General features: G+C 68.4%; 19 protein-coding genes and 2 pseudogenes. 12 read left to right on the top strand and 9 right to left on the bottom strand.

Annotated elements, in window-relative coordinates:
- Positions 1 to 44: 44 nt before the first annotated feature.
- From AC5WS7_RS11445 to AC5WS7_RS11435, 3 genes are all read right to left on the bottom strand, one after another.
- A complete protein-coding gene (locus tag AC5WS7_RS11445; RefSeq protein ID WP_495954390.1) occupies positions 45 to 956 on the bottom strand; it encodes a TIGR03564 family F420-dependent LLM class oxidoreductase in 912 nt (303 codons plus the stop codon).
- Between the two features lie 26 nt (positions 957 to 982).
- Positions 983 to 2,323 (bottom strand): MFS transporter, encoded by a 1,341-nt coding sequence (locus tag AC5WS7_RS11440; protein WP_495954389.1) that lies wholly within the window; start codon positions 2,321 to 2,323, stop codon positions 983 to 985.
- 115 nt (positions 2,324 to 2,438) lie between these two features.
- On the bottom strand, positions 2,439 to 2,798 hold the full coding sequence (locus AC5WS7_RS11435; protein WP_495954388.1) for a DoxX family protein: 360 nt from the start codon (positions 2,796 to 2,798) through the stop codon (positions 2,439 to 2,441).
- Positions 2,799 to 3,053: 255 nt separating this feature from the next.
- On the opposite strand from AC5WS7_RS11435, the gene AC5WS7_RS11430 reads away from it, so the two are divergent.
- A complete protein-coding gene (locus AC5WS7_RS11430) occupies positions 3,054 to 3,989 on the top strand; it encodes an RNA polymerase sigma-70 factor (protein WP_495954387.1) in 936 nt (311 codons plus the stop codon).
- Between the two features lie 101 nt (positions 3,990 to 4,090).
- Positions 4,091 to 5,044 carry an alpha/beta hydrolase gene (locus AC5WS7_RS11425; RefSeq protein WP_495954386.1) on the top strand — a complete coding sequence of 318 codons (954 nt, stop codon included), beginning with the start codon at positions 4,091 to 4,093 and terminating at the stop codon, positions 5,042 to 5,044.
- 180 nt (positions 5,045 to 5,224) lie between these two features.
- On the opposite strand, the gene AC5WS7_RS11420 is transcribed toward AC5WS7_RS11425, so the two are convergent.
- The 4 genes from AC5WS7_RS11420 to AC5WS7_RS11405 form a co-directional block, all read right to left on the bottom strand.
- On the bottom strand, positions 5,225 to 5,845 hold the full coding sequence (locus AC5WS7_RS11420; RefSeq protein WP_495954385.1) for an HNH endonuclease family protein: 621 nt from the start codon (positions 5,843 to 5,845) through the stop codon (positions 5,225 to 5,227).
- A gap of 234 nt (positions 5,846 to 6,079) precedes the next feature.
- Positions 6,080 to 6,880: a class I SAM-dependent methyltransferase gene (locus AC5WS7_RS11415; RefSeq protein ID WP_495954384.1), complete on the bottom strand. Its 801-nt coding sequence runs from the start codon at positions 6,878 to 6,880 to the stop codon at positions 6,080 to 6,082.
- Between the two features lie 101 nt (positions 6,881 to 6,981).
- Complete coding sequence (locus AC5WS7_RS11410) at positions 6,982 to 12,447, bottom strand: ATP-binding protein (RefSeq protein ID WP_495954383.1); 5,466 nt, start codon at positions 12,445 to 12,447, stop codon at positions 6,982 to 6,984.
- An 84-nt stretch (positions 12,448 to 12,531) separates the two neighbouring features.
- Positions 12,532 to 13,191, bottom strand: a complete 660-nt coding sequence (locus tag AC5WS7_RS11405; protein ID WP_495954382.1) for a TetR/AcrR family transcriptional regulator — start codon at positions 13,189 to 13,191, stop codon at positions 12,532 to 12,534.
- A gap of 204 nt (positions 13,192 to 13,395) precedes the next feature.
- Between AC5WS7_RS11405 and AC5WS7_RS11400 the strand changes: the two genes are divergently transcribed.
- The 4 genes and pseudogenes from AC5WS7_RS11400 (at position 13,396) to AC5WS7_RS11385 (ending at position 16,368) form a co-directional block, all read left to right on the top strand.
- A complete protein-coding gene (locus AC5WS7_RS11400; RefSeq protein WP_495954381.1) occupies positions 13,396 to 14,325 on the top strand; it encodes a metal-dependent hydrolase in 930 nt (309 codons plus the stop codon).
- An 8-nt stretch (positions 14,326 to 14,333) separates the two neighbouring features.
- Positions 14,334 to 15,482, top strand: a complete 1,149-nt coding sequence (locus AC5WS7_RS11395) for a DUF7802 domain-containing protein (RefSeq protein ID WP_495954380.1) — start codon at positions 14,334 to 14,336, stop codon at positions 15,480 to 15,482.
- 134 nt (positions 15,483 to 15,616) lie between these two features.
- A pseudogene (locus tag AC5WS7_RS11390) lies at positions 15,617 to 15,865 on the top strand (SAM-dependent methyltransferase); the annotation flags it as partial.
- A gap of 116 nt (positions 15,866 to 15,981) precedes the next feature.
- A complete protein-coding gene (locus tag AC5WS7_RS11385) occupies positions 15,982 to 16,368 on the top strand; it encodes a VOC family protein (RefSeq protein WP_495954379.1) in 387 nt (128 codons plus the stop codon).
- Between the two features lie 21 nt (positions 16,369 to 16,389).
- Here the strand turns inward: AC5WS7_RS11385 and AC5WS7_RS11380 are convergent, their stop codons facing one another.
- The gene (locus AC5WS7_RS11380; RefSeq protein WP_495954378.1) at positions 16,390 to 16,818 is read right to left on the bottom strand and encodes a VOC family protein; all 429 of its coding nucleotides are present in this window, start codon (positions 16,816 to 16,818) and stop codon (positions 16,390 to 16,392) included.
- Between AC5WS7_RS11380 and AC5WS7_RS11375 the strand changes: the two genes are divergently transcribed.
- The 3 genes from AC5WS7_RS11375 to AC5WS7_RS11365 are packed head-to-tail and all read left to right on the top strand — an operon-like array spanning position 16,717 to position 18,614.
- Positions 16,717 to 17,385, top strand: coding sequence for an oxygenase MpaB family protein (locus tag AC5WS7_RS11375; protein WP_495954542.1), 669 nt, complete (start codon positions 16,717 to 16,719; stop codon positions 17,383 to 17,385). The two genes, AC5WS7_RS11380 and AC5WS7_RS11375, sit on opposite strands and share 102 nt — an antisense overlap.
- A 39-nt stretch (positions 17,386 to 17,424) precedes the next feature.
- Entirely contained in the window at positions 17,425 to 18,312 is an 888-nt protein-coding gene (locus AC5WS7_RS11370) for an oxygenase MpaB family protein (RefSeq protein WP_495954377.1), read from the top strand.
- Complete coding sequence (locus tag AC5WS7_RS11365; protein WP_495954376.1) at positions 18,309 to 18,614, top strand: hypothetical protein; 306 nt, start codon at positions 18,309 to 18,311, stop codon at positions 18,612 to 18,614. Before AC5WS7_RS11370 ends, AC5WS7_RS11365 begins: the two co-directional genes overlap by 4 nt.
- On the opposite strand, the gene AC5WS7_RS11360 is transcribed toward AC5WS7_RS11365, so the two are convergent.
- Positions 18,567 to 19,514, bottom strand: a complete 948-nt coding sequence (locus tag AC5WS7_RS11360; RefSeq protein ID WP_495954375.1) for a LysR family transcriptional regulator — start codon at positions 19,512 to 19,514, stop codon at positions 18,567 to 18,569. The two genes, AC5WS7_RS11365 and AC5WS7_RS11360, sit on opposite strands and share 48 nt — an antisense overlap.
- Before the next feature lie 93 nt (positions 19,515 to 19,607).
- Between AC5WS7_RS11360 and AC5WS7_RS11355 the strand changes: the two genes are divergently transcribed.
- The 3 genes and pseudogenes from AC5WS7_RS11355 to AC5WS7_RS11345 form a co-directional block, all read left to right on the top strand.
- Positions 19,608 to 20,969, top strand: coding sequence for a DHA2 family efflux MFS transporter permease subunit (locus tag AC5WS7_RS11355; protein WP_495954374.1), 1,362 nt, complete (start codon positions 19,608 to 19,610; stop codon positions 20,967 to 20,969).
- A 278-nt stretch (positions 20,970 to 21,247) separates the two neighbouring features.
- A complete protein-coding gene (locus AC5WS7_RS11350; RefSeq protein WP_495954373.1) occupies positions 21,248 to 22,090 on the top strand; it encodes an SDR family oxidoreductase in 843 nt (280 codons plus the stop codon).
- A 102-nt stretch (positions 22,091 to 22,192) separates the two neighbouring features.
- Positions 22,193 to 22,612: pseudogene (locus tag AC5WS7_RS11345) on the top strand (cytochrome P450); the annotation flags it as partial.
- Positions 22,613 to 22,632 lie beyond the last annotated feature (20 nt).

The raw sequence follows: 22,632 nt of genomic DNA, 5'->3' as shown, positions 1-22,632 counted from the left end.
ACCTCCGAGCGTGAATGACCGACATGAACTCCTGTGGCCCTCGGCTAATGTCCGGTGAGTTCGCCGAGCAACTGCCAGGTCCGGCGCTGGTCGTCGGGGCCTGCCAGATCGGTGGCGGTGAGTACGACCTCGGTGGCGCCCGCGTCGAAATAGCGCTGGATTGCGGCGGCGACGGTCTCCTCGTTCCCGATGACGGCCAGATCGGCGGCCCGGGTAGCGCCTTCGAGTTCGATGACCCTGCGGTACGACGGCACCTGTTCGTAGAAGGCGAGCTGCTCGACGGCCTTGGCGCGGGCGCCCTCGATGTCGGAGGTCACCACGCCCGGCACGAAGGCGACGACGCGCGGCGCCGTCCCGGCCGATTCGGTGACCACGGGAACGATGTGGTCGCCGAGCGTCCGCGGCCCGGCCAGGTACGGCAGGATGCCGTCGGCGAGTTCGCCGCTCACGCGCAGTGCCTGCGGGCCCATGGCGGCCACCAGCACCGGAACCCGCGGCTGTGCCCCGATCACCGCGGTGGGCAGAGGCGGGGTGACGGTGAACAGTTCGCCGCGGAAATCCGCGCTCCCGGTGTCGAGGAGTTCGCGCAGCGCGGTGAGGAATTCGCGCAGCCGGGCGATCGGGCGGTCGAACTGCGCGCCGAAAGCGCCTGCGGCAAGGGCTGATCCGAGAGCGAGGCCGAGGTGGTACCGGCCGTTGGTGGCGGCCTGCGCGGTCTGGGCTTGCGCGGAGATCAGCAGCGGATGGCGGCCGATCACCGGAATCGCCGAGGTGCCGACCTGTAGTCCGGGTAGTTCACGGCCCACGATCGCGGCCAGCATCGGCGAGTCGTAGTCCATCCGCTGCCCGAACCACACCGAGCCCACGCCGCGCTCCGCGGCGGCTCGCGCCTGCTGGATGATCTCCTCGACGTAGTTGGTGACGGCCGTGTGCGCGAGTGCGACTCCGAGTCTCATGTGCGGAGTCAACGGTGTTCCCCGCGTCACCTATTCCGCCGCAGCGCATTCGGCTGCGCACCGGCCGGCGGAGACGATGCTCCGCCTCGGGGTCGAACCTCGGCCGGGGTCGGTTTCCGGTCCGGATGATCCTGGCTTCGAGATTCATCGCCAAGGCTTTCGGCGTGCTCGCGGCGGGGCAGGAGGAGGGGAGTCGCGAGCAGCAGGACTCCGGCGACGGCGATGGCGGTGCGCGGGGTGGTGAGCGATGCGAGGACACCGCCGAGGGCGGTGAGGGTCGCGGTGGTGGCGCGCTGGGTGATCGTCCAGGCCGACAGCGCGCGGGCGACGCGGTCGGAGCCCAGCTGTTCGAGGCGGTAGGTGGCCAGCAGCGGCATGAATATCCCCATGCACAGGATCAGCCCCAGCTCGATCACGATGACCAGGACCAGGCCGGGGATGCCCGGCCCGATGAACGCCAGCCCGACCGGCCAGACAGCACGCAGGATGCCGGCGCCGAGCATGACGCGATGTCGGCCGAACCGCTGTGCGAGCGGCCGGGACAGGCGGGCTCCGATCAGACCACCGGCACACGGTATGGCGAAGGCGAGTCCGTACTGCCAGGGCGCGAAACCCAGAGGACCGACCATCAGCACGATCAGGGGCGGTTCGGCGGCGAGGATCAGTCCGGCGGTCAGCGCGCTGTTGGCCAGCAGGAGTCGCAGCCGGGGGTGTTCGAACAGGCAGCGCCAGCCGTCCAGCAGATCCGCCGGTCGCATTCCGGCGGACCGATCGCGGGCCGGCCGCGGTTCGCCGCCGATCGCCCTGATACTCAGCGCGGACAACAGATAGCTCGTCGCATCGATGACGACGGTCACCACGGGGCCCAGCAGCCCCATGGCCGCGCCGCCGAGCGGAGGCCCGATCGTCTGCGCGGTCCAGGTCGTCGATTCGAATCGCGCGTTGGCGACGAGCAGATTCTCCTTCGGGACAAGGCTTTTCAGATATGCGCCGCTCGCGGCCTTGAAGGTGATCTCCGACGCCGCGGTCACCACCGAGACGATGAGCAGTTGCGCGAAGCCGAGCACGCCCAGCGCGAAGGCGAGCGGGATCGTGGCCAGTACCCCGAACCGGACCAGATCCATCGTCATCATCACCGGGCGTTTGCGGCGGAATTCCATCCACGGACCCAGCGGCACCGCGATCAGCGCGCCCACTGTCAGGCCCGCGGCGGACAGCGCCGACACCCGCGCGGGCCCGGCGTGCAGGACACGCACCGCGATCAGCGGCAACGCGCCGAAACCGAGGCCCGATCCGTACGCGCTGACCGCGTATGCCGTCCACAACCAGTTGAATCGGCGTCCCAGCGACTCACCCGTCCCACGCACCCGCGCACCACCTCGTTCGAACAACCCGACGTTGACGTGGTGCATGAAACCAGTTCGCGCACAAGGGAATCAAACAACCGCGAGGCGGCATGACACAACGATCGGTTGTGTGCGCTCACAGGCGCCCGGTGGCCACGAAGACCGCGATCGCCAGGTAGATCACGTTGACCGTCACGACCTTGGCCTCGTCGTGGCGAAGGTGGGTGATGATCGCGCCGATCATCAGCGCCACCCAGCACACCGCGGTCACCGGCACCAGCACTGCGATATCGAGCGCGGCGGGCAGGATCAATCCGGCCGCGGCGAGGATCTCCAGGATTCCCAGGCTCTTGACGAAGCCGGTCGTGGCGTGCCCGGTCCAGCCGCCGCCGGGCGCCTGGGCCAGTTTCTCTCTCGGCACGAAGGTCTTGGTGATCCCGCCGAACAGTGCCACGGTGGCAAGTACTCCGGCGGCGATCCACAGTGCGAGGTTCATGATGTCTCCTTGGTGAATATTTCGCGGGTCCGGCTCGATACCGGCACCGCGCTCGAGTCGCGCATTCGACGTCGGCGGCCCGGGCGATGTGACAGATCGGCCCAGGTGACGACCGTCACTCCCGGTGGCTGTCACAGATCGAGGGGGACCGGCGTCTGGTGGGCGACGCGTATGCGATTCGATTCGATGGCACAGACCGTGCGGGATCGGAGTTCGCCGGACCACGCGATTCGGACCGAGCTGATAGGAGCGTCGATGAGCGGCACTGATTCGCACGATGGGGAGCCCGCGGCGGGACGGGCCGACCCGGCGACCGAAGCCTTTCTCGCCCATCGCAATCTGTTGTTCACCGTGGCCTACGAGATGCTCGGCTCGGCGGCGGACGCCGAGGACGTGTTGCAGGAGACGTGGCTGCGGTGGGTCGGCGTCGAGTTGGAACAGGTTCGCGATCAGCGCGCGTATCTGGTGCGGATCACCACTCGCCAGGCCCTGACCAGGTTGCGCACCATGGGCCGCCGCCGGGAGTCCTATGTTGGGTCCTGGTTGCCCGAACCGCTGCTGACCTCGCCCGATGTCGCCGCGGACGTGGAATTCGCGGAGAGCGTGTCGATGGCGATGCTGCTCGTGCTCGAAACGCTCGCGCCCACCGAGCGGGCGGTGTTCGTACTGCGCGAGGTGTTCGATCTGGCCTACGACGAGATCGCCGAGGCCGTCGGCAAGACCCCGGCCGCGGTGCGGCAGATCGCGCACCGCGCCCGCGCGCACGTCGCGGCCCGGCGGCCCCGCGAGATGGTCTCCCCGGCCCAGACGCGGACCGCGCTCGAGGCGTTCGAGCGGGCGGTCCGGACCGGAGATATGCAGGGCCTGCTGGACATTCTCGCGCCCGATGTGGTGCTGGTCGGCGATGGCGGCGGGCTCCGGCAGACCATATCGCGGCCCATCACGGGGGCCCGGAAGGTGGCCCGGCTGCTGGCCGCGCGCCGAGGCAGGTTCGCCGGCCTGATCGAGGCGGGCCTGCAGCCCGAGCCTGTCGAGGTCAACGGTTACCCGGCATTGATCCTGAAGTTCGACGACGAGATCGACACGGTGCTGGCGGTGCGCATCGACGAGGGACGGATCACCGGGCTCTACGCCGTGCGCAACCCCGAGAAGCTGGCGCGGCTGGAGCATGCGACCGATCTGAGCCGCTGACGTGTCTGCAACATTGCAATGTAATTTGTGGTCTTGTACGGTCGCCTGATGAAGAGTGTCGCGGCAGAGCCGCCGTTCACGAATCGGCCCGGGAGCGTCGTATGACCGGGACCGAGGTCGTCCGCGGCTCGGTGCGCGCGCGGGCGGTGCGCCGGGTGTCCGCGCTGACCGTGCGCCGGCTGGCCGCGCTCGCCCCGGTCGACGCCCGGACGTTGCTGCTGGCGCGTCCGGTGATCGACCAGATGTTGCGCACGGCCGCACCGATATTGCGCGGCACGCAGGTCGAGCGCGTCCGGGGTGGTTCGGTGAACGGTGAACGCGTGCACGGTGAGTGGGTGCGCGGTCCGCGGGTGACCAGGGCCGAGCACGTCATGCTGTACGTCCACGGCGGCGGATTCGTCGCGGGCTCGGCCTCCGCCTATCGCGGCGTGGTTTCGCGGCTGTCCACCGCAACCCGGATGCCGGTTTTCAGCGTCGATTACCGGCTCGCGCCCGAACACCCCTTTCCCGCTGCGGCACAGGATGTTTCGGCGGCCTACCGCCGGCTTCTGGCCCAGGTCGGGTCCGCGGACCGGATCATCGTGGCGGGCGATTCGGCGGGCGGTTTCCTGGCCGCTCAACTGGCCATCGATCTCGCCCGCGCGGGCCAGCCCCCGCCCGCGGCTCTGGTGCTGTTCTCGCCGATGGCGGATCTGAGCCTCGGCTTGGCGATCGGCCACCCGGGCGCTCGCCGCGAGGGCCTGCTTTCGATTCCGGTGTCCCGCAAGGCGATAGCTCACTTCACCAGAACTCCGCTGGCCCTGTGTCCCGAACCGGGCATGCGACTGCCCCCGGCTCTGATCCATACCAGCGACGCCGAATTCTTCGGCGCGGACGCCACCACCCTGGCCCGCCGCTGGTCCGCCACCGGCACCCCGTGCACGCTGCAGAACTGGCCGGACCAGATGCACGTGTTCCAGGCCCTCCCCGCTCTGATCCCGGAATCGCGGCTCGCTTACCGGGCCGCCGCACAGTTCATCCGATCGGTGCTACCGCCACCCGCTCTCGCGGTCTGATCTCGGCCGGAAACCATGCTGCGGCAAGGAGTTACATCCGGCGAGCCGCAATGGGCTGCGCCACTTCGGCCGTCGGCCTCCCGAGCGTGTTGCCCACCGGAACGATGAAGTGGCGAAACATATTTCGGGGACGCCTACCGTTGGGCGTGCGCTGTCGATTCCGGCCGGCCGAACGTGGGATCAGCTGGTGCAGTGTGTCAGGACGCCGTTGATGGCGTCGTGTTCGGCCTTGTCGATGGTCAGGTGGTACTTGGTTTTCGTGGCCACCCATTTGACGGTGTACGCGCAGCTGTCTTTTTCGGGCAGCCAGTGGGCGGGGTCCTGATCGCCCTTCTGCCGGTTGGAGCGCGCGGAGACGACCTGGAGTTGGTCGAGATCGTTGGCGAAGGCCTTGCGTTGGTCCTTGGTCCAGTTGCGGGTGCCGGAGCGGGCGGCCTCGGCGAGCGGGACGACATGGTCCAGGTCGGTTTCACCGGCGTCGTGGATGACCACGCCGTCGTAGGCCGAGACCCAGGTACCCGACACGGCACGGCACTGGGCGTCGGTCTTGACATCGGTGCCCTGGCGCTGCAGGGCGATCTCGCGGGTGTCGCAGCTCTTGCCCTGCCCGGCCCAGTGCGGCCAGTCGTCGCGGTTGTAGGTGTTGCCGGTGTCCTCGGGGGCGACGGTCAACTTGGCCAGCTGCGCCAGTGCCGTGGACGCCTTGCCGGTGGCCGACCCCGAACCGGTGGTCTTGCCGTTGCTGATCCACCACGACACCGCGGCGACCACCAGGACCAGTACCGATACCGCAATCTTCACCCAGCCCGAGGATCGGACCGACTTCGAACCCGCCACTACGCCACTCACAACTTCCGAAACCCGAACCAGCAAAATCAGATCCCCATAATGACGGACCGCGGCGGGTTATGGGTGAGCAACACGAAGGGTCTTGATCACAGCGAGATCTGCGGCCGGACCACGCGAATCGTCAGTGGCGGCAGGGAATTCGTGTCCGGATAGTGCCTCGAACAGCGATTGTGCTGCGGCGCAACACTATTGCGCGGGCACGTGAATCAATATCTCGCCGTGCACGATCGACATCCATCCGTCCTCGGCATCGGCCCACTGCCGCCAAGCGCCGCTGATGCGTCGCAGGTCCGCGGTGTTCGCGAGGCCGGAGTCGACCAGTTGCCGCGCCAGGGCGGATTCGACGATCCGCGCGGCCCACATGCCGCCCCACTCGCCTCGATCCTCGGGCGTGGCATAGCACCAGGTGGACGAGGTCGCCGTGATATCGGTGGCGCCCGCGGCCCGCGCCCAGGACAACATCCGGCGGCCCGCGTCGGGCTCACCGCCGTTGGCGCGCGCGGCCGTGCGGTACAGCCGCAACCACTCGTCGAGTTCGGGAAGTGCCGGCCACCAGACGAATCCGGCGTAATCGGCGTCCCGTGCGGCGACGAGCCCGCCCGGGCGGGCGACCCGCATCATCTCGCCCAGCGCCGCAACGGGATTCGCCACGTGCTGCAGCACCTGGTGTGCGTGCACGACATCGAAAGAACCGTCCGCGAAGGTCAGCTCGTGCACGTCCTGCACGCTGAATTCGATATCGGTGACGCCGCGTGCGGCGGCCAGCTCCCGGGACAGCGCCAGTTCGGCCTCGCCGATCTCGGTGGCCGTGACCCGCCGCACCCGGCCGGCCAGATCGAGCGTGATCGTTCCCGGTCCGGCGCCGATGTCCAACAGCGCGTCGTCCGGATTCAGGTGCGGCAGCAGATAGGCGGCGGAATTGGCCGCGGTGCGCTGCCGGTGCGAGCGCAGCACCGTCTCGTGATGGCCGTGGGTGTACTTGCTCACGGGAATCTCCTGACGAATACGGCGTCGCGCCCACCGAAAACGATTCGATGGGCGCGACGCCGGGCCTGCCGGACGCGAATATCACGTCCGGGGAGCGGATCTCAGTTCGACAGCCGAGCCTCGATCGCCTGGATGATCTGCGGCCGCAGTTCCGCCGGACGCACGATCGCGTCCACCGAACCGACCTCCACCGCGCGCTGAATGCTGTGCACGCGATCGAATTCCGCGGCCACCTCACCGAGCTTCTCGGCCCGGACCGAGGTCCGGGTCTCGTCCAGTTCGGCGGTCAGGGCGGCCCGGTCCGCGCCGGTGGCGTTGCTCGCGCGCGCCTCCAGCTCCCGCACCCGCGGGTCGGTCGCGGTACGGGTGTCGACCTCACCGGCGAACACCACGGCCGCGGCCGGTGCGCCACCGAGCACCGAGGCGAACGAACCCTCCAGCGCCAGCACCGTCATATTCGGGTTGAGCGCCTTGGAGAACACCACGAACGCGCCGCCGTGATAGCGCGAGATCACGCAGAACACGATGGGCCCTTCGAAGTTCACGATCGCCCGGCCGATCTCGGCGCCGTATTCGAGCTGCAGCTTGCGCATCGACTCGGGCGATCCGTCGAAGCCGGACAGGTTCGCCAGCACGACCAGCGGCCGGTTGCCGCTGGCCGCGTTGATCGCCCGCGCGGCCTTCTTGGACGACTGCGGGAACAACGTGCCCGCGGTGTAGGTGTCCGGACCGTCGGTCGGGGTGAAGCCGCGCCGCGGCACGCCGCGCGACTCGATACCCAGCAGGCACACCGGAATTCCGCCGAGGTGCGCGTCCTGCACGACGGCCGTTTCGGCGTCGGCCATTCCCGCCCAGCGCTCGAGCACCGGGTGGTCCTGATCCGACAGCGCCCGCATGACGGTCCGAATATCGAAGGGCTTCTTGCGATCCGGGTTGCTCGCGGTGGAGAAGATCTCACCGACGGTGCTGAAATCGCTGTCCGCCAACACGTGCGGGTATTCGGAGATGTCGCGATCGACCGGGTCGCCGGTCTGTGCTCGCCGGGGCGACTGCTCGCCCGGCGCGATGTAGGTGTGGTCGTAGTGCGACATCAGGATGCCGCGCGCCGCGGCCAGGTTCGGCGCCCAGTACTGCGCCTGGCCGTTGGGGCCCATCACCCGGTCGTAGCCGCCGATGCCGAAGTTGTCCTCGGCGGAGACACCGCCGGAGAAGTCCAGCGCCTGCTTACCGGTCAGCACCATCGTGGAATCCGGTGTCATGACCAGGATTCCGCGGGTGTGCATCAACATGGTGGCCTCGGCGTTCCAGTACGGCTGAGCGCCGACGTTGATGCCGGTGACCACGATGTTGATCTCGCGGCCGGACTGGGTGAACTCGACGATCCGCTTGAGCGCCGCGGCAACCCAGTCCATGTTCTCGGTACCGGAATTCATCGCGATCCGGGCGCCGGAGGACAGCGTGTACCACTCCAGCGGAACGTCGAGCTTTTCCGCCAGATCCAGGGCGGCGATCACCCGGCGGCATTCCGGTTCGGACAGCGCGCCGAGGGATTTGGTCGGATCGCCGAGCAGGACGACGCGGGTCAGTCCCTGCGGATGCCGCTCGGTCGGCGTGCTCACCACACCCGCGACGATCGCCGCGGTGTTGTGGCCGCGCGGCCGGTCGACCGGCACCAGCGCGTGCTGGTCGTCGAGGTCGTACTCGGTGAAATCGCCCAGCAGAGCGGTCAATTCGTACGGGTAGACGGTGTTGCGGCTGCTCGCGCGCAGCACCTTCTGCCGGTACTCGTCGAGCGGTTCGACGGCCTCGTCGGTCCGCTCGCCGACGATCGTCTCGGTGCCGCCGGTGGCGTTGAAGCAGATCCGGATGGCGACCTTGTTCAGCTCACCGGTCTCCTGATCACGCTCGCGGGCGATGATCAGGATCTCCTCCAGACCGGCGCCGACCGTGGTCGGCTCGACGCGCTCGACGATCGTCGCGAACTCCGCGGCGGTCAGATCGATCGGCGGCCAGATGTACATCACAATGCGGTTGGTGTTGAACCGCTTGGCCGAGCGCCGCCGGGACTGCGCGCGGCGGATCGAGTCGAGGCAGGTCGCGATGGTGGCCTCGGCGGTCGGCAGAGCGAGCAGCCGTCCGTCGTGTTCGCGCAGCGGCGTCAGGTCGCGGACCTGGGCGAAGGCCACGAGCCGCTCGTCGGCGGGGTTCTCCTTCGCGACGGCGCGGAACAGGTACACCTCGTCGTCGTCCGAGGACGGCAACCGGGTCAGGTCGAACTTGCGCAGCCGCTTCATCTGCATCCGCTCCGCGATGTACGGATGCAGTCCGCGGATCAGCCGCTCCTCGGTCATACCGGTCGAGGTGGGGCGGAAGGTGAAGTGGTGGTGCATGACCGCGCCGCCGCTGCCGGCGACGGTGGCGGTGATTCGGTGCACCTGGTTCGGCAGCGGGTGCGCGGCCAGAACCTCCTGCAGCGCCGAGGCCATCTCGTCGAAGTCCTCGGGCTGACGCTCCCAGCCGAGGTAGATGTCGGCCTCGATGGACATCGTGCCGGTCGCCAGTTCGGCCAGGCCGCGCAGCACGGTGTCCAGCGCGTCGAAGCTCACCGCGGCCGAGACCAGGCTGGTGCCGCGACGCTCGGCGATCACGAAGTTGCAGTCGCCGACCTGCTGGGTGCGCACATCGCTCAGGCCCTTGTTGCCGTAGTACCGGCGGGTCAGCACCTCGAGCATGACCGAGTTGTCCAGGTTGCCGCGTACCAGGCGCTGACCCAGCAGGCGCACCAGCGGTTCGGTGCTGCGTACCGTCTCGGCGATGCGCTCGGCGCGATCCGGCGAGTCCGGGTGAGCGTCCAAGTGCCGCAGGTGTTTACGAACGTTGGTGTAAACCCGGGCGCGGTTGCGCCGCAGCAGCGGCTGGCCGTACCAGGCGTACACCAGACCGCGGGCGAGGTCGGAGATCACCGGGAACCGCACCTGCGTCGCGGCGACCAGACGCTCGAGCGCCAGGCCGACCGGCTCGCGCAGCACGCGGTCCGGCACCGGCTCGCGCAGCCACTCGCGCAACAGCGTGGTGACGGCCGTGACGGTGTCCGACGGCCGCTGCTGGGCCAGGAAGATCCGGAACACCGCGCCCTCGAGATCGGGGGTGCGGTCCAGGTCGGTGACCCCGTAGTGCGCCAGGGCGCGGGACAGCCGCGCCCGATACGCCTCGGGCAGTCCGGCGCGTTCGACGTCCAGGCTCTGCAGATAGGTGTGGAAGTATTCGCGGGCGCTGTGCACGTGGCCGTGCTCGCCCTCCTCGTCCAAGGACCGGTTGTGGCTCAGTTCGGTGAGGTCGGCGAACATCTGCACGAGTTCGATTTCCTCGGCGAGCGGCCGGTGGTTGTTCGCGATCGAGGCCCGGCGCGCGGCCAGGTAGTCCTCGACCACGCGGCTCTCGTCGTGCGGGTCGACATCGAAGCCCAGCAGCAGACTGCGCAGATCCTGCAGCCCGCGAGCGAGGCGCTCGTCCGGCCGCACCGAATCCGGCTCGCTGGGCAGGTCCAGCTCGACCGCGCCGGTCGAGGCTGCCTCGGGCGCCTCGCCGTCCTCGGCCAGCGGTTCCAGGCGCAGCAGCGGTGCGCCGGTCTCGACCTGGCTGCCGACCGAGACGCCGCACTCCTTGACCCGGGCGCGGAACGGCGCGCGCAGCACCGTCTCCATCTTCATGCTCTCCAGTACGAGCACGGGGGCGCCGGCCTCGACCTCGTCGCCGATCGCCAGCGGCATCGCGACGACCAGCGCGGGCGCGGGGGAGCGGACGACGCCGCCCTCGTCCCGGCTGATCCGGTGGGTGACGCCCTCGACATCGATCAGGCTGGTCGGCCCGTGGGTGCCGGTGATCAGGCGATAGCGGGCGCCGTTGACCACGATATGTCCGGTGTGGCTGTCGAAACGCTCGAGATCGACTGCGGCGGTACGGATCTCGTCACCGACCTCGATCCCGATCCGGAACCGGTGCGCACCGATGCGGGCGACCCGCACGCGGTAGGTGACCCCGCGCAGCTTCAGATCCAGCGGACGGCCGCTCTCGTGCTGCACCTGCGGACGTCCACCCGAGGCGGTGGACAGCAGCCGGTGCTGCTCGACGCGCTCCTCCTCCTCGTAGGCGTCGATGGCGGCGGCGGCCAGCGCGATGGCGGAGTGCCGGTGCGAGACCAGTCGTCCCTCGCCGCGCACGCGGTCGATCCAGCCGGTGTCGGCGCTGGCGTCGATCACCTCGGGCTGGTTCAGCAGATCGAGCACGAAGCTCTTGTTGGTCGCGCCGCCCTCGATGACGACGCGGGTCTGCCCCACCGCGCGACGCAACCGGCCCAGGGCCTCGTCGCGGTTGCGGCCGTAGGCGATGATCTTGGCGATCATCGAGTCGAAGGCGGCCGGAATCGTGTCGCCCTCGCTGACGCCGGTGTCGACCCGGATGCCCGGCCCCGCGGGCAGGTCCAGGCGCGCGATGCGGCCTGGCGCGGGCGCGAAATCGCGGTCGGGGTCCTCGGCGTTGAGCCGGGCCTCGATGGCGTGACCGCGCTCGGCCGGGGGCTCACCCTCGAGCTTGCCGCCGGAGGCGACCAGCAACTGCGCGCGGACCAGGTCGAATCCGGTGGTGGATTCGGTGATCGGGTGCTCGACCTGAAGCCGGGTGTTGACCTCGAGGAAGGCGAACAGCTTCTCGCCGGGGTGGTAGAGGAATTCGACCGTGGCCGCGCCGCGATAGCCGACCGTCACCGCGAGCCGCTCGGCCGAGGCCTTGAGTTCGGCGGCCTGTTCGGCGCTGAGCACCGGCGAGGCCGATTCCTCGATGATCTTCTGGTTGCGCCGCTGCACCGAGCAGTCGCGCACGCCCAGTGCCCACGCGGTGCCCTGACCGTCCGCGATCACCTGGACCTCGACGTGCCGGGCTCCGGTGACCAGGCGCTCCAGGAACACCACGCCGCTACCGAAGGCACGGGCGGCCTCCTGGCTGGTGCGCTCGTAGGCGTCGATCAGATCGGCCTCGTTGGTGATGACGCGGATACCGCGCCCGCCACCGCCCGCGGTCGCCTTGAGCATCAGCGGGTAGCCGATCTCGCCCGCGGCGGCGACGGCCGCGTCGACGGATTCGACCGCGCCGCGGCTCCACGGCGCGACCGGGACACCGACCTCCTCGGCGATCAGCTTGGCGCCGATCTTGTCGCCGAGTTTGCGCATGGCCTCCGCGTCGGGCCCGATGAAGGTGATGCCGATCTGCTCGCACAGTTCCGCGAAGGCAGGGTCCTCGGCGACGAAACCCCAACCGACCCAAGCGGAATCGGCCTTGGTCGCGATCAGGGCGCGCTCGAGCGCCTTGAGGTCCAGGTACGGGCGCGCCGAGGCCGGGCCCAGGTCGTAGGCGATGTCGGCCTCGCGCACGAAGGTCGCGTTCCGGTCGACATCGGTATAGAGGGCAATGGTTTCGATCGCCTGCCCCGTTTCCGCGGCCAGATCTCGAGCGGCGTGGATGAGCCGCATGGCGGCCTCACCTCGGTTCACGATGGCGATGCGGCTGAACACTCGCCGACTCCTTTCACGGCCTTACGACATTTGGTTGTGCGTAGTCTGCACCCTGTTGGTGGATATGTGCACGGCGTATGAGTGTTACTGGCCCGTATCCTCGAACGACGCCCCCGGGGGACGTCCGGACGGGTCGCGAAATGTGGTCTGCGCCCGGATCGCTGTGCCCATCCAGCGCCGTAGATAGCGCCGCAGTTCCTCGCCGCCGCGCGGCGGACTGCCCGGTGCGAGGAAGAACGACTGCATCGTGCGCAGCAGGTACTCCACGAGTTCGGCCAGCGCGGGGTCGTCGTAGCCGTGCTGTTCCCAGTCGACGTCGAAGCGCCGGATCATCGTCATGCCGAAGGCCTGGGCCTCCTCGGAGGTCAGACTCTCGGGCTGCGGATTGGAGTACGTGCTCGACAGCAGGATGCCCAGGTGCGGAGTGGAGCGGACCTCGGACAGCGTGAAGACGACCCCCTCGATCAGCGCCTCGACCGGGTCGTCGATACCCCTGACCCGCCGGGCGAGCCGATCCAGGAAGCCGTCCACCGAGGCGAACGCCGCGGCCCGCATCAGCGCGTCCGAACTCGGGAAGTAGCGGTACACCGTCTGCCGGGTGACGCCGAGCACTTCGGCGACCTCGGCGATGTTGACCTCCGAGCCGGTGCGCCCGATCAATTCCACGGCCGCGGCGACGATGCGCCGGGATGCCTCCTCGTCACTGCTCGGTGGGCTCCCGCCCCATCCGCGTCGTCGTGCCACAGCCCTGCTTTCTCGGCTCGAACCGGTGTCGCGGGGGATCCCCCGATCGAATCGGCCCTCGACGCTACCAGGGAACGCACCCGATTCCGGTGCCGGCGTTCCACGCGAATACAATCATACAAACATACGTCGCTATGTATGATCGTCTTGTCCAGCGGCCTGCGCGGGCAACGGTGCCCCGGACGAACAACGGAGGTAGAGCAGGTGACCGACCTACATGTCCGCAAGATGCGATTCGCATTCGCGGACTACGATGTCCCGTTCCTGTGGAACGAGAAGAATCCGGCCTTCTCGTCCATGGCGAACGCGGTGTCCTTCCTGGCGATCGGCTTCGAGAAGATGATCGTGAACATGATTCGCGAGGCGATGCCGCGAATCACCGATCCCGCGGTGGCCGAGGAGGCCGATGCGTTCGTGCGCCAGGAGGGGCAGCATTCGACCGCGCACCGCCAGCACGTCAACGGCCTGATCCGCCGGTATCCGCGGCTGCGCGAGACACTGGACGAGGTGATCGGCGAATTCGACCTGCTCACCACGAAGACATCGCTGGACTACCGCCTGGCCTACACCGCGGACCTCGAGGCCACCTTCACCCCGGTGTTCAAGTTGATGCTGGACAACGACGCGACCCTGTTCGCGCCCGGCGACGATCGGGTGGCCTCGCTGTTCATCTGGCATTTCGTGGAGGAGGTCGAGCACCGCAGCTCCGCGCTGATCATCTTCGACTCGATCGTGGGCAGCGACGTCTACCGGATGCGGATGGCTCCTTCGATCTTCCGGCACGTGATGAAGGTGATCCGCGTCGCCTGCAAGGGTTTCAACGCCCATGTGCCGCTGGAGGATCGGCAGGTGGACGCGTTGTCGATGTTCGCCATGCACCGGCACCGCCGCCGGTTGGGCCGGTGGATTCCGCCGTTGCGGGTGCCGGATAACGGGACGATGCCGCGCGCGTTCACCGAATTGCCGTTGCGGGAGCAACTGGTCGCGTTGAGCGGAATCGTGCGCAGCCAGATGCCGGGGCACAATCCGGCACACGAGAATCTGCCCGAACTCGCGGATCTGTGGTTCCGGCGTTTCGACGAGGGTTATGACGTAACCCTGTGGTACACAGCCGAATTGACCTCGTCGAAGTAAGGGGAATCATGTCCGATCACTGTTCGCCGACATTCGCCCGGCTGGCGACCGAGATGGGGTTCTCCTGCCGGACCGAGGGCGGGCTCGTCGCATTCCGCAATCCGTTCGGGCTGGAGAACTGGACCCTGCCGGTACTCGAGGTCGTCGTCATTCTGGGCGCGGTGCTGACGTTGGTGCACGCGATCCGGCGGCTGCGCCGCGAGGGCGACCCCACCAACCTGGTGCTCTGGCTGGGCGCGACGGCCTATCTGTTCATCATCGAGCCGCCGCTGTACTTCCCGGCCGCCTTCGGCATCAGCGGACATGTGGACACGATGTTCGCGCACAACGTGTTCACGGTCGACTTCCTGTGGGGGCGGCTGCCGCTGTACATCGTCGCGATCTACCCGTTCATGGCGACGCTGGCCTTCGAAATCGTGCGCATGCTGGGGGTTTTCCGGCGATACGGTGTGCTGGTGGGCGCGATCTGCGTCGGTTTCGTCCATCACGCGTTCTACGAGATCTTCGATCACCTGGGGCCGCAACTGAAGTGGTGGGAGTGGTCCACCGGAAATTCGCTCAACCAGCCGATGTTCGATTCGGTTCCGCTGTCCAGCGTCGTGGTCTTCGCCGCGCTGTGGCCGATGTCTCTGGCCTTTTTCGTACAGTTGTTCGTCGGGCGGCATGTGGACGCCGGACGCGAATTCAATGGCCCGCAACTGGTGTGGCGGACCATCGTGATCGGCATCCTCGGCTCGGCGGGCACCGGGGTGCTGCCGATTCCGGCCACGGTGCTCGGCGCGAACAACATCACCGTGCGCGGCTGGCTCTATGCCGCGGAACTGGTCGTGGTCAGCGTCATCGCGATTCCCGTGCTGGTGCGTCAGTGGGTGCGGCTGCGGCGCGGCGAGGTTCCCGCGCTCTCGGACGATGTCGTGCGGATCTACAGCTGGGTGTACCTGGGTGTCATGGCGGTGTTGTGGCTGACGGCCCTGCCGGATTTCCTGCACGCCTCCCATGGCTGGGCGCGCAATGCCGGTCCGGTGGGCAACATCTGGTACACCCTGGCGTGTTTCGTCATCGCGATCCTCTGCGGCGCCGCGGTATTCGGCGTGCCGCGGGTGCGCGGCGCGGCGCGCGCGGGAGTTTCGCCGGAGGTGGCACCGGCCGCCGGATAGCGCCGGGCGTTTCCGCCGGCGCTGTCCGATTCTCCGGACGGCCGGGCGGATGTCCTCGGGGCCGTGGCCTCGGTTCCGGGGACAGCCGTTCTGCTGGACAACTGTCAAGTGGCAGTTGATATTCCTATGTCACCTCCGATCTGAATCCGGCGCTGGCCGAGGTCGGCGAGGTGTATCGCAACAACAAGATGGACGCGTTCCCCCGCACCCACGCGCAGATCTCGCACTTCTTCCGCGACCTCGAGCTGGTCGAGCCGGGAGTGGTCGTCAGCAGGCTGTGGCCGGCCCCGGCCGAGGCTCGGTGCGAAGTGGGCTGTTCCGAGACCGCGGCCGAAATCGACGCCGAGGTCGCGTTCTTCTGCGGAGTGGCGCGCAAGGCCTGATTCCCCGTGCGCACCCATGCGCTGAGCCGGGCGCGGGCGACCGCCGCGCGCCTGTCGAGGCCCGCGCGGCGGGATTAGAATTCGAACGGACCGAATCCGAACGAGGGGAGGTCCTCATGCGCGTAGTGGATTTCGACCATGTGGTACTGAACGTCTCGGATGTCGAACGCTCACTGCAATTCTATTGCGACACACTCGGTTTGGCACCCGAAAGAGTCGACGAGTGGCGTGCCGGGCAGGTCCCGTTCCCGTCGGCCCGGGTGACCGACCGCACCGTCATCGACCTGCAGAACATGCCGCGCGGCGAGGCGAATGTGGACCACATCTGCTTGGTGGTCGAACCCCTGGACTGGCAGGAAGTCATCGACTCCGGCATATTCACAGTGCTGGAGGGTCCGGTTTCCCGCTGGGGCGCCCGAGGCCGGGCGATCTCGGTCTACGTCGCCGATCCCGACGGCAACACCGTCGAATTACGTTGGTATCCGGAGGATTCCGGCGACTGAGCCGGGGCAGGTTCGGCCCGATCAGAGCACCGGCCGAGGGGCGAGCACGACGCGCCAGCCGTCCGGATCCTCGAATGTCAGCGCACCGATGCCCGCCCAGTACGGGTTTTCCGCCTGCACCGGCTCGTGTCCGGCCGCGGCGAGGCGCTCGACGAGTTCGTACATCGCCGCCTCGCCGCGGAAGTACAGCACCAGCAGGTTGTCCGCCGTCGGCGCCGGGCACGGGCTGCCGTCCACATGGCTGGTGAATTCCAGGTGATAGCCGGTCCCCGGCAGCCCTAGCATCACCCCGTCGTATCCCGCGTGATTCTCGAACCGGTACAGGACCCGCAGGCCGATCACACCGGCATAGAACGCTTCCACCTCGCCCAGTTTGTCGGTGGGCCGGGCCACCCGGACCTGTCCGACGGCCAGCCCCTCCGGCCACCCGGCCGCCTCGGTTCCGCTCATACCGAAACGGTACAAGGGCCTCGCGCGGATGACGCCTACCTCTGGGTGCATGCCACCGGATACGCCGTTCCGGCCGGTGTCCGCCGGATCTTCGACGGCGCAGTGGACGCCGGGCGGGAGGACGCGCTGTTCCGGGAGTGGCGGGATACGGCCGCGGTCCTGCGGATTCCCGAACGGGTCGTCCCGGCCACCCGGGCGCAGTTCCGGGACTACTATCGCAATACGGTCGACGACGTGCTCGAGCGCAACGCCGCCACCGACCTACTGATCGACCTGGACCGCAAGCCCATGCCAGTGCCCCCGAAACTCGTTGTGCCGCAGCAGGTGTGGAATGGATTCGCCATCCCGCTGGCGGCGCTGCCGCGGCTGACCACGGTCGGGGTGCTGCCGCCGCGATTGCGCGAGCGGATCGGCCCGGAGTGGAATTCCGCGCGAGAGCGGAATTTCGACCGCGCCGCGGCCACCGTCCGGGCGCTGGGCCGCGTCCTGCCCGACCGGGTCCGCCCTCCGTTCGCCCATCGCACCGACCTGCTTCCGGGCGACCGAGCGAACGCCGGAACGCGCTGACCGCCGCTGCCCCGTCGACGAAGCCGGGAAGGACACGATATGACCGAGAGCCTGCCCTCGCGCCGAGAGCCGGTACGTGCACGGACGCGCCGCACCGCGCGGCAGGAGACCGACGCCGCGGACACCTTGTTCCTGACCGACGAGATGTCGGCCTGGCTCTCACCTGCCTACGGCGCGGCGAACGTCGTCATGCAACTCGCCCGCGCCGGAATCGCCTACGGCGTGATGGAGAGCCGGGTGGACAGCGGCAATCTGCACAAACATCCGATCAAGCGCGGGCGCACCACCATGACGTACATCGCGGTGGCCGTCGCCGGTAACGCCCGCGATCGCCGGATCTATCGCGAGGCGGTGAACGCCGCGCACGCCCAGGTTCGCTCGACATCGCGAAGCCCGGTGTCCTACAACGCTTTCGATCCGGACCTACAGCTCTGGGTGGCCGCGTGCATGTCCGCGGTGTTCCTGGACACGCGCCGATTGCGCGGCGGGCGAACCTATCACGATCCCGAGGCCGTGCACCGGGCCGCATCGGTATTCGCCACCACATTGCAGGTGCCACCGCAGATGTGGCCCGCCGACCGGGAGGCGTTCGACCGGTACTGGAACGAGCAACTCGAGCGGCTCGAATTCGACGACCGGATGCGCGAATTCCTCATCGGCATAGCGCGACTGGACTTCCTGCCGCGGCCGGTCCAGATCCTGCTCGGTGACTGGGATCTGTTCATGACCCTGGGATATCTGCCGCCGCGGCTGCGCGAGAAGCTGGGTTTCGACTGGACCGCCGCCGAACAGGACCGGTTCGACCGCTGGCAGCGCCGCCTGGCCGTGCTCGACCGGCTCACCCCGCGCGCGGTGGTGCGGCTGGGCATGCGCGCCGCGATCTGGGATATGCGCCTGCGCTACGTCACCGGAGCAACTGTCGTATGAAGAACGTCGCCGCCGGTGAACTCACCGATTTCCTCACCAACGACAGTGCCATCGCCATGTCCCGGATGTTGGTGACGAGCCATCTGCGGGGCCGGCAGACCGCCGGACAGCTACCCGCGGATCTCGATATCGCGATCGTCGGGGAGATGATCGCCCGGTTGATGATGTCGCTGATCGAAACCCCGGCATCGGTCATACCGCTTCCGGACACCGACAAGGCTCGCGAATTCGCCCGCACCTATCTGGTTCCCCTGTTACAGACCTGGCGCTTGGAGACCGGGCCGCGATCGCGCACCGAATAGCGCGTCCCGGTGTGGATCGGCCGCCGGGACCCAGACCGGCCCGCCGGGATCGTCGGCCGAGAGCTCGGCGGCCAGCTGGTCGGCGTGTGCGCGCAGGGATTCGACGCCCGGGCGCTGTTCGTCGGCGCGGGTGATCAGCGACCAGCACCACAGCGGCGCCGGATCGTGGATCGGTCGCGCGCGCAGGCCTGCCGGCAGGGGAGTCGGATGGCGTTTGGGCGAGGCGAGCACCGGCGCGCCGAGCCGTTTGCAGTGCTGATGGAAGGCGGCTCCGGTGATGCCGCCGTCATCGATGCGCAGCAGGCGGCATCCGACCGACTCGGCGAACTCCGTCGCGAACTGATTCCACGCATCCCAGGACGTGAGATCGGAGTCGACCAGCACGGTGAGCTCCTCGGCGGCGACGGAAGTCGTGCCGGCGCGCGTCGTGACGGCGAAAAGCGGTTCGGCCCAGAGCAATCGGTAGTCGAGGCGCTCGTCGCGGCGCGGGGCCCAGGCGACGGCGGCGTCCAGGCCGCCATCGAGTACCCGCCCGATCTGGACATGACTGGGCATCACCCACTCGTCGAGCCGCGGATCCGAACCGGGGGAGGAGAGCAACTTGTCGGGCAGCCAGCTGACATAGCCGAGCCGCAGTGGTCCGGCGGCGCCCGCCAGGCGACGCTCGGCGGCCGCGGCCAGCGACAGGATCTCGCGGGCATCGGACAACAGCATCGTTCCCGCCGAGGTGAGTTCGACGTGGCGTCGATCCCGTTCGAACAGCGTCACCCCAAGACTCGCCTCGAGCGCCTTGATCTGCTGTGACAGCGACGGCGCCGCGATGTAGAGCCGTGCGGCGGCCCGGCCGAAGTGCAGTTCTTCGGCGACGGCGACGAAATAGCGCAGCTGCCGCAGTTCCATCGGTTCAGCGTAAACCGCTCTGTTAGGCCCAGCCTATGAGCGTCAGCACACCGGTCGTGGACCCGCGGGCCGATCCGGCACACGATCGCGGATATGGACTCAGCGCTCGCCCCGGCCCGCCCGGGCACTCTCGCGGAACGGCTCGGCCTGGCCGGGATCTGCCTCGGATTCGGCATGATCACGCTGGACGCGACCATCGTGAATGTCGCTCTGGGACCGATCATCTCGGACCTCAACGGCAGTCTGTCGGCCGCGCAGTGGATCGTCAACGGATATACGGTGGCGTTCGCGGCGCTGTTGTTGACCGCTGGGGCGCTGTCAGACCGCATCGGCGCGCGGGCCGGTTATCTGATCGGGCTCGGCATCTTCGGGCTGGGCAGCGCGGTGTGCTGTGCGGCGAACTCGATGGAGATGCTCGTGGTCGCGCGGATCGCGCAGGGCATCGGCGCGGCCTGGCTGATGCCGTGCTCGCTGGCGCTGATCGCGCACATATTCCCCGACCCACGCGAGCGCGGGCGGGCGCTCTCGGTCTGGGGCGGGGTGTCCGGGATCGGGCTGGCCGGTGGCCCGATCCTCGGCGGCGTCCTCACCGAGGCGCTGGACTGGCGTGCGATCTTCCTGGTGAACGTGCCCGTCGCCGCGGTCACCGCATGGCTGCTGCGCCGCCATGTGGCCGAAACCCGGCGGCATCGCCATCGGCTCGACGGAATCGGCCAGATATTCGCGATCGCCACCCTCGCGTCGCTGACCGGCGGATTCATCCTCGCGGGACAGACCGGATGGCTGTCGGATGTGCCGCTGGTCCTGTTCGGCGTGGGCGCGGCGTCCGCGGTCGCGTTCGGCGTCAGTCAATTTCGCGGGCGGCATCCGATGGTGGACCCGACACTGTTCCGCCGCCGCACCTTTCCGGTGGCGATCACGATCGGCGCGATCTTCAACTTCTGCTTGTACGGCGCGCTGTTCTGCCTCGCGATCGACCTGCACGACAGCCACCACCTCGGCCCGTTCCCGACCGGAATCGCGATGCTGCCGATGACGGTCATCACCGGAGTGACCGCCTTCCTCGCCGCTCGCGTGGTGTCGCGCCTCGGCGAATGGCGCGCGATCACCGCGGGGCTGCTCTGCGCGGCCACCGGCGCACTGCTGGTCGCGATTCTGCCCGCTCACGCACCGGTGTGGGCGCTCGTGCTGTGCACCCTGCCGATCGGCCTGAACTCCCTGGCGATGCCGTCGATGACCGCCGCGGCCCTCGCGGGGGCACCCGCGGACCGGCTCGGCCTGGCTTCGGGAGTGCTGAACACCGCGCGGCAGACGGGCGGGGCGTTCGGCGTCGCGGTTCTCGGCGCGCTGCTGAACGTCGCGGGTGCGTCTTCGCTGGACGTCGCGTTCACCGCGATCCTCGTGGCGTACCTGCTGGGCGTGGCCTTGTCCATCATCGGCTCGCGCGCCGGATGACAGGCGGGCGCAGTGGCGGTTACCGGTCAATCCTAAACATATGTTTGGTACGTCATCGAGATTCTCGATTCGATAGCCGATCGCCTCGCTAGCGTATTCACGCTGCATCTAGCTGAATCATGCAGGGTGAAAGCGGTTTACGGCGACCATCTTCGCCTTCCGGGCTATTGACCGAAGATCCGGCTGCCGATAGTTTGGAACAAAAGTTAGGTTTTATCGATGCGGTCCGGCGACCTGCCGCGGGAGCGCCTCGCCCACATCCGGAACCGGAGGACACCATGAGTTACATCGACAAGTTCCGGTACGACGGCAAGAATGTGCTCGTCGTCGGCGGCGCGACCGGAATGGGCGCTGCGACAGCGCATATCGCGAAAGATCTGGGCGCCCACGTCACCGTGCTGGACAACGCTCCCGTCGGCTACGCCACGGACCGCGTCGTCCCGGCCGATCTGCGGGAGCCCGCTTCGATCGATGCCGCGGTGGATTCGCTGACCGGCCCGATCCACGCCGTCTTCGCGGCGGCGGGCATCGCGGACGGCCCGGATATGATGCGCGCGAACTTCATCGGCCATCGCCACCTGATCGAGCGGTTGCTCGCGGCCGGGCGGTTGCCGCGCGGATCGGCGATCTGCTTCATCTCCTCGGTGGCCGGGATGGGATGGGAGAACAACCTGTCGTTGCTGCGGGAGTTCCTGGACACCCCGGACTACGCGGCCGCGCACGCCTGGGTACAGGCCCGCGAGGACACCGGCGCGATGCACTACGGTTTCGGCAAGCAGGCGATCAACGCCTATGTGGCGACACGGGCATACCCGATGCTGGAGAAGGGAATTCGAATCAACGCCATCTGCCCGGGGCCGACCGACACCCCGCTCGCCCGCGCCAACGCCGACAGCTGGCTCGCCTTCGCGCAGGACTACCGGGACGCCACCGGCGCGCCACTGCACGTCCCCGAGCAGATGGGCAGCGCCATGGTCTTCCTCAACAGCGACGCCGCGAGCGCGGTCAGCGGAATCACCCTCATCGTCGACAGCGGACACGCCATGTCCTCGCTCACCGGCGCATACGCCCCGGGTAAACCCCTGATGGATCTCATCACCGGCCGGATCTCGCTCGGTTAGGCGAGCAGGCCGTGCCCGAAACCCTCGAAGACCCGTATTACGACTCGTACGATTTCGCCATCGACGACGATCCCTATCCGGTGTGGCAGCGGCTGCGCGCGGCCCGATCGGCGCCGCGAGTTCGCCGCGGACCATTCGCTGATCCCCGATGCCGTCGAGGAGGTGCTGCGCTTCGAGCCGCCCTCGCCGGTGCAGGCCCGCTACGTCGCGGCCACGACCGAGTACTACGGGCGGACGGTCCCCGAGGGGTCGGTGCTGCTGCTGCTCAACGCCTCGGCCAACCGCGACGAACGTCGGTACGCCGTGCCCGACCGCTTCGACATCCGCAGGCGGGCAAGTTATTCGAGTTTCGGGTTCGGACTGCACTTCTGCCTCGGCGTGGCGTTGGCGCGGATTCAGGCGCGCGTCGCGCTGGAGGAGGTGCTGCTCCGCTGGCCGGACTGGGAGGTCGATCACGCCGGTGCGGTCCGGGCGCGCACCGCCAGCGTCCGAGGCTGGGCGAAACTGCCGGTCGAGGTATAGCTTCGAGGAAGTCCCGATTC

The sequence above is a fragment of the Nocardia sp. PLKS1-43 genome (genome assembly GCF_059510335.1).
The sequence above is the reverse complement of the archived record's forward strand: the minus strand, read 5'-3'. Positions and strand labels throughout refer to the sequence as shown.

Excerpts from the sequence above, each read along its gene's own strand:
- AC5WS7_RS11445 (WP_495954390.1), bottom strand. The coding sequence starts at position 956 with ATGAGACTCGGAGTCGCACTCGCGCACACGGCCGTCACCAACTACGTC.
- AC5WS7_RS11350 (WP_495954373.1), top strand. The coding sequence starts at position 21,248 with ATGAGTTACATCGACAAGTTCCGGTACGACGGCAAGAATGTGCTCGTC.
- AC5WS7_RS11380 (WP_495954378.1), bottom strand. The coding sequence starts at position 16,818 with ATGAGCGGAACCGAGGCGGCCGGGTGGCCGGAGGGGCTGGCCGTCGGA.
- AC5WS7_RS11360 (WP_495954375.1), bottom strand. The coding sequence starts at position 19,514 with ATGGAACTGCGGCAGCTGCGCTATTTCGTCGCCGTCGCCGAAGAACTG.
- AC5WS7_RS11435 (WP_495954388.1), bottom strand. The coding sequence starts at position 2,798 with ATGAACCTCGCACTGTGGATCGCCGCCGGAGTACTTGCCACCGTGGCA.
- AC5WS7_RS11395 (WP_495954380.1), top strand. The coding sequence starts at position 14,334 with ATGTCCGATCACTGTTCGCCGACATTCGCCCGGCTGGCGACCGAGATG.
- AC5WS7_RS11355 (WP_495954374.1), top strand. The coding sequence starts at position 19,608 with ATGGACTCAGCGCTCGCCCCGGCCCGCCCGGGCACTCTCGCGGAACGG.
- AC5WS7_RS11385 (WP_495954379.1), top strand. The coding sequence starts at position 15,982 with ATGCGCGTAGTGGATTTCGACCATGTGGTACTGAACGTCTCGGATGTC.
- AC5WS7_RS11365 (WP_495954376.1), top strand. The coding sequence starts at position 18,309 with ATGAAGAACGTCGCCGCCGGTGAACTCACCGATTTCCTCACCAACGAC.
- AC5WS7_RS11425 (WP_495954386.1), top strand. The coding sequence starts at position 4,091 with ATGACCGGGACCGAGGTCGTCCGCGGCTCGGTGCGCGCGCGGGCGGTG.
- AC5WS7_RS11430 (WP_495954387.1), top strand. The coding sequence starts at position 3,054 with ATGAGCGGCACTGATTCGCACGATGGGGAGCCCGCGGCGGGACGGGCC.
- AC5WS7_RS11370 (WP_495954377.1), top strand. The coding sequence starts at position 17,425 with ATGACCGAGAGCCTGCCCTCGCGCCGAGAGCCGGTACGTGCACGGACG.